The organism is Bacillus sp. JJ1764, assembly GCF_036962145.1.
GTDB lineage: Bacteria > Bacillota > Bacilli > Bacillales > Cytobacillaceae > Neobacillus.
The window spans coordinates 11,840-20,336 of sequence record NZ_JBALNY010000096.1 but is presented as its reverse complement, the minus strand read 5'-3'; the positions used below and the strand labels follow the sequence as shown (position 1 = coordinate 20,336).

Genomic DNA, 8,497 nt, shown 5'->3' with positions numbered 1-8,497 from the left:
AGTTTTTTATAGAGGGTAGCTAGAACCTCTTTCCGTCTCGACGGATTTATTTAATTATGGAACTATTCTACAATGTTTTTTTCATTCTGTCGACAACTTTCGACGTTTTCTTGAGAGGATGTTTATAATTTTGCCTGAACAGATTGTAACTTCCGCTCCATCGAATTTTCCTTATCGCGACGATCATCTATCCTTAAGTTCGTGCAAACCCGTTGCAACCCTTTCTTAAACGGCACTTCATGAATTTCTTGCACAATTTCCATCAATAATGGCAGTTCGCCTTCGATTAACGTGCTCATCGGTGTCAACTGGTATTTCACCCTTCCCTCGTATTGCTGAAGTACTCTATGTATTTCTGCTACATATTCGCTCACGCTTGGTGTGCCGGTCCCGACTGGGATTACAGTGATATCGATAATAGCCATAATTTTTCCTCCTGTATTGTTACTACCTTAACAGGATACCACATGTTTTTCACTTCAACAAAACATGGTGATAGTTGGATGTTTCAAAACATAAAATCTTGTTAAAAAGGAATTCGGGGAGATGCGATCATGGAATTCCAGATGCAAAAAGCCAATCTGCTTGCGGACAATATCAATCGTTTTATTAAGTTTATCTATATACATTACGAAAACCGCAGCAGTTCTAGTATTAAAAATGCTGATAAGTTGTATCAAATCAAACTTTTTATTGAAGAGTACAGATTCCAAATCATCGCGGATGAACTTAAGAGAATCAATCAGTACGACTGGAATGAAAAATATACTTTATACTTGGTGGATGAATTTTATAAAGGGATTTCCGTTATTGATCAATATGTAAACCATCATTATGAAGATCTATTTCTTGTTTCAGCACGTCTGTACACCTTAAAAAGCCTTAGTTTGACCATTAAGAAGACCGGCCAAGAATGAACTATGGCCGGTCCTGAATTTACGAAATTTCTTCGATAATCTCTCCGCTCTTCAGACTTTTTGGCACATTAATGATGCGCTGGTTGGAGCTTCCTTTATATCTTAAAGTCAAATCGCGCTTTTTCAGCTCAAATCTTCCATCTACCAATATATCAATTTGTTCTAGTAAGGAAACATGATCGGGTTCCTGGATTAATTCCTCGTAACGATACCCCGTAAAACACCAAATGTTTTTCCCCTCTTGTTTGAGTTTACGCGCTAACACAGCAATCTCTCTCGCCTGTAAAAACGGTTCTCCGCCACTGAAAGTGATATCGGTTAATTCATTTTTCATGACTTCCTGAAAGATCTCCGCTTCACTCCATTCCGTGCCCCCTTCAATATTCCAAGACTCGGGATTATGACATCCTTGACAGAGATGAGGACATCCAGCAAAAAAGATCACCGTTCTTAAGCCTCTTCCGTCTACAATCGAGTCATGGACGATATCTAGCACTCTCATTTCGGGCTGTTTCCTTTACGAACCGATAGATTGTGTTTGACACGTTCACTTTCTTCACTCCGCTTGCTGGAATTCCAGCGATTCATCGAACCTACTAAGTATCCGGTAATTCTTCTGATTCGTTCTACTTTGACTTCATTCCGATTACCGCAATTTGGACATTCGTTGTCAATGATCCCTTGATGTCCGCACTCGAGACATCGATCCACCGGATGATTGATACTGCCATATCCAATCCCGTATTTTTGCATCGCCCTAACTAACGTATCCAAGGCCTCAATATTTTTGCTGGCATCACCATCGACTTCAATATAGGTGATGTGTCCGGCGTTGGTCAGTTCATGGAACGGCGCTTCTATTTTGATTTTTTCCAGAGCTGCAACTGGATAGTATACAGGTACATGGAAGCTGTTGGTGAAATATTCCCGATCAGTGACCCCCGTAATGATGCCGTGTTTCCTTCTTGTTAACCGTAGCGCCTTACCTGCAAGGGATTCAGCTGGTGTTGCCAATAAAGAATAGTTTAATCCATATTCGATCGTGGCTTGATCCATTTTTTTTCGCAAAAAGGCAACAATATCCATCCCCAGTTTCAAAGATTCCTTGCTTTCACCATGATGTTGCCCGATTAATTGGACAAGGGCTTCAGCCAATCCGATAAAGCCGACCGATAATGTGCCCTGCTTTAGGATTTCGCTTAATTTTTCAAATGGAGCTAATTCTTCCCCATTCCACCATACCCCCTGCCCATATAAAAACTTGAAATGGGATACGGTTTTTTCTGCCTGGTAAAGATAGCGTTCATATAATTGTTTAATCGCAAGATCGGTGTTGATCTCCAGCTTTTCCCAAAAATCTTGGATAGATGGCGATTCAATCGCAAGCAATGGAAGATTGATAGAGGTAAAGGATAGATTTCCCCTGCCTACCGGAGTTTCTTGGCCATTTACGTTTCCAATCACCCTTGTTCTGCACCCCATCGTACTGATTTCACTTTCCTTGGTACCGTCATAGTATTGCAGATTAAAAGGGGCATCGATAAATACATAGTTTGGAAATAACCGCTTTGATGTAGTCTCTAGAGACAAACGGTATAGATCATAGTTCGGATCGCCTTCGTTAAAGTTAATTCCATCTTTGATTTTAAAAACAATGATCGGGAAAATCGGGGTTTCCCCGCCGCCCAATCCATTTTGCGCCGCAAGCAGGATATTTCTTGTTACCATCCGGCCTTCCCGTGATGTGTCAGTTCCAATATTGATTGACACAAAAGGGGTCTGGCCTCCCCCGCGCGAATGCATGGAGTTACAATTATGTATAAAGGCTTCACACGCCTGAAATACTGCCTTTTCTGTCCATTCCCAAGCTTTTTGATCCAAGAATTCCTCGCTGGTGTCAACAGCAATTTCCCGGACAAGTTCACGTTTCTTACCAAACGTCGCCCGTACAAATGGCGCTAGATCATAATCAAAGCAAGGAACCGATTGTCCGCCGTGCTGCATGTTTTGATTGGCCTGCAGAATAATGCTTGTTAATGCCATGGCACTGCCAATAGATTTCGGTTCGCGCATTTTTCCATGCCCGGTGTCAAAACCGTTCTTCAACAATTTTTCCAAAGGGATTTGACAGCAGGTGGTGCTGCCGCTGGCATAGAAGTCCAAATCATGTATATGGATGTAGCCATCCAAATAAGCTCTCTTCACATCTTCGGACAAGAGGTTGTCGACGGTGAATGACTTTGCCGTTGCAGAGGCAAATAAGCTCATCATGCCCATTGGTGATTGTCCATCCACATTGGCATTTTCTTGAACCAGGTCTTGGTTGCTGCTGTTCACGATTTCCTTCAATTCTTCCATTAGCTTCAACATGTTTCGTTCACGACCCATTCTGATTGTTTTTTTACTTTTTCATATTTTTCCAAAAATAATCCAACAAAGCGACGGCATTTTTCCATATCGCTTAATTGTGGTGATAACTCCACCTTCATTGTAACCGCTAAACTGGTATGGACATAAAACATGTCCCTAAATGCATCCACGGCTCCGCAAAAATGGGGATAGAAGCTGTCTCCTGTTCCGATCACTCCAGTGGTTAGGTGTGCCACTTCCTGATTTTCAAATGCATGATACAAAGGAACCATTTCAGGAGGAATCTCTCCGTCTCCCCATGTATAAGTCCCAACAATAATTCCAGTATAGGCTTTAATCGTAGACAAGGGCAATCCATTAACTGGAAGACAATCCGCCATTACACCATGTAATTGAAAAAGCTGTTTGATCACCGTTGCGAGCTCTTGGGTATTTCCTGTCCGAGAGGAATAGATGATGGCGATGCTCATTACAATTCATCAAATCCATTCGATTGTGTTACCTTCGTATACGTGCGAGATTTTTGTTCAAAGAAATCCGATTTGGTTTCATTGATCATTTCATCACTGAACACATGGATCCATGGCATCGGGTTTTCACGTTCAGGGTACAGATTGTTCAGACCAAGCTGGCGGAATCGTTTATTGGCTAAATACTCAACATAATGTTCAAATTCTTGTAAATCAATTCCATCGATATTGTTTAAAATAAACCGGGACCATTCTTTTTCTAACTCTACTGCACTATCAATGGTTTTATAGATATAATCGATATTTTCCGGGGTATTCATTTCAGGATTTTCCGTTAATAGAATCCGGATAAACTGTGAAATAAAATAGGCATGCTGCATTTCGTCCCTCTGGATATAGCTGATCATCGTGCTCGTTTTTAACATCTTTTGTTGACGGGCCAAATGGTAGAAAAAGGCAAAACCTGAATAAAAATAGATTCCTTCCAGATTAATCGAATTCACAGCCAATTTAAATAAACTACTAGGTGTCGGACACTGGCGAAAACCTTCGTAAGCCTCGAGAATGAGTGCATTTCTTTTTTGAACAATCGGGTCTTCTTTCGCCTGATTAAATCGGCTGTTTTGTTCTTGTAATGGAACCAATGAACTTAAAATATAAGAATAAGATTCGTTATGCACCGCTTCCTGCTGTGATATAACGGCAAAGATCGCTTTGAAACTGGAGTCAGTTACATAATCCATCACCTGACTCATCGTCGGTGTTTGTAAACTATCCAAGGACGCTAATTGTGTATTAATTCTTAAAAAGACATCCTGTTCAGACTCAGTTAAAGAATCCCATTGTTTAATATCATCTTGCATATTGATTTCTTGGGCCTTCCAAAAGTTTGATAACAAGGTTTGGTAGAGATCATACATGTGTGGGTATGCAATATCATTCCAATTAAGGATACCCGATGTTTGACCATTAATAATACCGGTTGATTTATTGGGATGCTCAGGATTTAATAGTTTTATTTTTCGTAGTTGCATGCTTTCATTTCCCCTTCCATTAACTATGGCAAGCTTCACATTCTTGAATTTCGGCCTGTGATGTACTTCGGACATAGTAGGTCGTTTTTAACCCGTGTCTCCAAGCCTCTAGATGGAGCTGCAATAGATCCTTTGCTTTAATATCGTGCTTCACGTACAAATTAAAGCTTATTCCTTGATCAATATGCTTTTGTCTCGCAGCATTTTGTTTTATGCTCCAATGCTGGTCCAATTGATGTCTGACTCGGCGATAATAATCGTACGTATGATGATTCAAATCCGGAGCGGTTACTTTGAATTTAAAGTTCTTCTTTTCTTCGGCATATTCGACTGAGTAAATCGGATCAATCCCATCCGTAGAGCCGCCGATTTTGGCTGTTGAAGAATTGGGGGCAACTGCCATCAGCCAGCCATTTCGCATCCCATTTTGGGTAACATCCTCTTTAACCTTTTTCCAGCGGTCTGATGTATAGCCTTTTCGGTCAAAATAACGGCCTGTATGCCACTCGGAACCTTCAAATTGGCTGTATGCCCCTTTTTCTTGTGCCAATTCCATCGAGGTTCGAATCGTAAAATAGGCAATTTCTTCGTATAGTTCATCTGCCAATCGTACCGCTTCTTCCGTTTCCCAATGAATGCCTTTTAGCGCTAACAAATGATGCCAACCAAAGGTACCCAAACCAACGGCACGGTATTTTTTATTAGTCTTTTGAGCTTGTCCAACATGAATGGTATTTAAATCGATCACATTATCCAGCATTCTCACTTGAATTCGGATCAAACGTTCTAGCACTTGGTCCGGTACCGATTTTGCCAGATTTATTGAAGAAAGATTGCAGACGACAAAATCTCCCGGCTTACGAACGATAATCAAGTTGCCATCTTGGTCCTCATATTCACTTGAAATAGTGGTAGCAGACATGTTCTGAGCGATTTCTGTACATAAATTGCTGCAATAAATGGAGGTACGCCCTTCGCTAACTAGATGCTTATTGGGATTCTGCCGGTTAACTTCATCACGATAAAACATATATGGTGTCCCGGTTTCCAATTGCGAAATCATGATCCTGGCCATGAGATCCATGGCCCGATAGGTCTTCCTCGGTAGAAATGGATGTTGGACGGCCTCATAATACTTTTCTGTAAAATATTTGTGATCCTCTTCATCGTAAAAATCTTCAAGTCCTAACGGATTTCCATTCTCATCTTTCCAGCCCATTATTTGCTTCACTTCATGAGGACAAAACGTATGCCACTGGCCGATGCTTTTCCCATTCTCATCGGTTTCCTGCAATTTTTCCATAAAAAGGTCCGGGATTGAAACTCCTGTGAAAAGATCGTGTGCTTTGCGCCGTTCATCGCCATTATTGGTTTTTAAATCAAGAAATCCATTCATAATATCTTTGTGAAAAATATCGAGATAGACGGCGATCGCCCCTTGACGCTGTCCTAGCTGATCTACGCTGACAGCAGTATCGTTTAGTAAACGGATCCATGGGACCACCCCTGAAGAATTTCCCTTAAATTTCTTAATATCTGATCCCAGTGCGCGCACTTTTCCATAATATACACCAATTCCGCCGCCATCCTTGCTAAGGCGGGAAATATCCCAGTTATTAAGGTAGATTCCATCTAGTGAATCTTCCACTGTATCGATAAAACAGGATGATAGCTGACCGAAGCTTTTTCCGGCATTAGCTAAAGTAGGGGTCGCCACTGTCATATACAAATTACTTAGAGCCCAATAGGCTTCTTTTACGAAATAAATTCGTTTTGAGTTTGGTTCATCCTTCATCAGATGCATGGCAATCGTCATAAACCGCTCTTGAGGAAGCTCGTAAAGATTCCGGTCATGATCTCTTGCCAAATAACGATCAGCCAGCAAGAATAGGCCCATATATTGAAAAAGCAAATCGCGGTCCGGGTCTATGGTTTGCCCAAGCTCATCGATTTCTTCTTTAGAATAGGAGGTTACTAGTTCAGGAGAATAAATTCCTTTTTCAGTTAGAATTGTGAGTAATGAGTAATAATCTCCGTAATTTTGTTTGGGATCGTATCCCCTGTTACGGGCAACTTGCTCATAGAGTTCGTTTAAATAGGCTCGAGCCGCAATGTAGGTCCAATTCGGCTGGTCCATGGAGATTTTATGTAGGGCGTATTGAAGGACTTTTTCATTTTGATTGTATTGTTTGAGTTCTGTTAGGTCTAAACCAAGTTTTTTTGCCGTTGTTACCATCGTTTCGGTCATTGTCGATTTCTCCTTTTTTGTAAATAAAAAAATCCGCTCGGGGATCAGAGCGGAAGAAATGACAACAGCCAAAAGAAAAACCTGCATGATTCGTTTTGACGCCACCATCTCATCTTCCCCATCCCCGAAGAAGTGAAACTAACTAAAATAAGACAGGTCTCCTGACTCATGCATCATCCTCTACTAAATCCTTCCCGTATAAGCACCCAAATAGTGAGCTCTCTTATACAGTGGTCCATTTAGTTCGTCAGCATTTACAGTTGCGGGGGCAGTTTCGGCCTTTCACCGAATTCCCTATTAAGCGAATCATCGCATCTTATCGCAAGGCTATTACTATATGTAGTTGTTTTTCTATTTCCTAAATACTAGATACAGTGTATTAGTTTAGTTTATATCATATCTTATTCATGTTTTTTTTACAAGACAAAAATTGTAATCTATTTTCTTTAGACAACTTGAGGCAGTTTACTAAAATGATATCTTTAGAATTACAATCATGGGATTTCTTTGGGGTGTACTCCCGTGAGAAGTCTTTGAGAATCGTTCTATCTGACATCCCTAACCTAATTTTGTAGAAGATGTCCATGAGTTATTATTTTATTACACGAAAAGGACCGGCACAACCACCGGTCCTAGGCTTTCTCCATTTCTCTATTTAATTTTCCCTTTAAAACCGCCTTAAATCTCTCTGGATCATCCACCCGGATTGCAACCTGGTCATAATGCTTAACCAACCCCATGGCTAGGGTGGCCGGAACACGTCGCTTCAGTTTCAAGATCACATCAGGATGAACTTCCATAAAGTCACGCGCGATAAATTCAATGGTGTTTTTCAAAAGCTTTTGTTGACATTGTTCCGGTGTATCCCTCACTTCTTCGATCTCAGACCACTTTACCTCCATCCGTTTCATTAACCCCATTGAGATATAAAGCGAGTGCTCCGTTACCTGCAGCGGGTTATGCCGGACGGCCTGAATGTCCGCAAGAAAAAAAAGGACAGTGTACATATTTAAAACCAGCATAATAATCGATAGGACCAAAGATTTTTCGTGAATCAGCCAGTGGATGCCAACGGATTCCAGAACCGTTGCATGAATCAGCATAACCATTAAGGCAATATAGCTTGATTTTTTGTGCAAAGTAAAGTATCCCTCGCCTGTTACTGGCTTCTTTTTCCAAGAAGCAAAAGAATAATACATCACGAGCATCTCAGAGCAAATCACACGAACAATTGGATATGGCTTTACCTTTTCATTAACTGCCTTTGAAAATGCATAAATAACTGATAATGGGCTTTCTTTGACAGAACAAACAATCCTTGGCAAATAAAGAAAGAACGTCACCAATACTACCATTTCTATAAGCAATAGCCCGCTTTCCACTGCAAATCCCAGCCAAGTGACCCGTTCCATAGGTGCCAAGTATTCCATTGGAATCATAAACCGGGCAACCACGAGA

8 protein-coding genes and 1 riboswitch are annotated in these 8,497 nt (G+C 40.9%); of the genes, 1 reads left to right on the top strand and 7 read right to left on the bottom strand.

The features are described 5' to 3' along the window. Positions 1-122 precede the first annotated feature (122 nt). Positions 123-425 (bottom strand): MTH1187 family thiamine-binding protein, encoded by a 303-nt coding sequence (locus V7083_RS13995; RefSeq protein ID WP_335478758.1) that lies wholly within the window; start codon positions 423-425, stop codon positions 123-125. Positions 426-554: 129 nt separating this feature from the next. Between V7083_RS13995 and V7083_RS13990 the strand changes: the two genes are divergently transcribed. After that, a complete protein-coding gene (locus V7083_RS13990) occupies positions 555-917 on the top strand; it encodes a hypothetical protein (RefSeq protein WP_335478756.1) in 363 nt (120 codons plus the stop codon). Between the two features lie 19 nt (positions 918-936). Here V7083_RS13990 and nrdG read toward each other — a convergent pair whose 3' ends face one another. From nrdG to V7083_RS13960, 6 genes are all read right to left on the bottom strand, one after another. Beyond that, positions 937-1,419 carry an anaerobic ribonucleoside-triphosphate reductase activating protein gene (gene nrdG / locus V7083_RS13985; protein ID WP_335478754.1) on the bottom strand — a complete coding sequence of 161 codons (483 nt, stop codon included), beginning with the start codon at positions 1,417-1,419 and terminating at the stop codon, positions 937-939. Beyond that, positions 1,416-3,287 (bottom strand): anaerobic ribonucleoside triphosphate reductase, encoded by a 1,872-nt coding sequence (locus tag V7083_RS13980; protein ID WP_335478752.1) that lies wholly within the window; start codon positions 3,285-3,287, stop codon positions 1,416-1,418. The genes nrdG and V7083_RS13980 overlap by 4 nt, the downstream gene beginning before the upstream one ends. Then, positions 3,281-3,757, bottom strand: a complete 477-nt coding sequence (locus V7083_RS13975) for a flavodoxin domain-containing protein (RefSeq protein WP_335478750.1) — start codon at positions 3,755-3,757, stop codon at positions 3,281-3,283. Before V7083_RS13975 ends, V7083_RS13980 begins: the two co-directional genes overlap by 7 nt. Next, positions 3,757-4,791, bottom strand: a complete 1,035-nt coding sequence (locus V7083_RS13970) for a ribonucleotide-diphosphate reductase subunit beta (RefSeq protein ID WP_335478748.1) — start codon at positions 4,789-4,791, stop codon at positions 3,757-3,759. Before V7083_RS13970 ends, V7083_RS13975 begins: the two co-directional genes overlap by 1 nt. A gap of 19 nt (positions 4,792-4,810) precedes the next feature. Further along, on the bottom strand, positions 4,811-7,039 hold the full coding sequence (locus V7083_RS13965) for a ribonucleoside-diphosphate reductase subunit alpha (protein WP_438823726.1): 2,229 nt from the start codon (positions 7,037-7,039) through the stop codon (positions 4,811-4,813). A gap of 134 nt (positions 7,040-7,173) precedes the next feature. After that, positions 7,174-7,373, bottom strand: a riboswitch (cobalamin riboswitch). Positions 7,374-7,671: 298 nt separating this feature from the next. After that, positions 7,672-8,497: beta-carotene 15,15'-monooxygenase (locus tag V7083_RS13960; RefSeq protein ID WP_335478746.1), on the bottom strand; the 826-nt coding region annotated here is incomplete at its 5' end.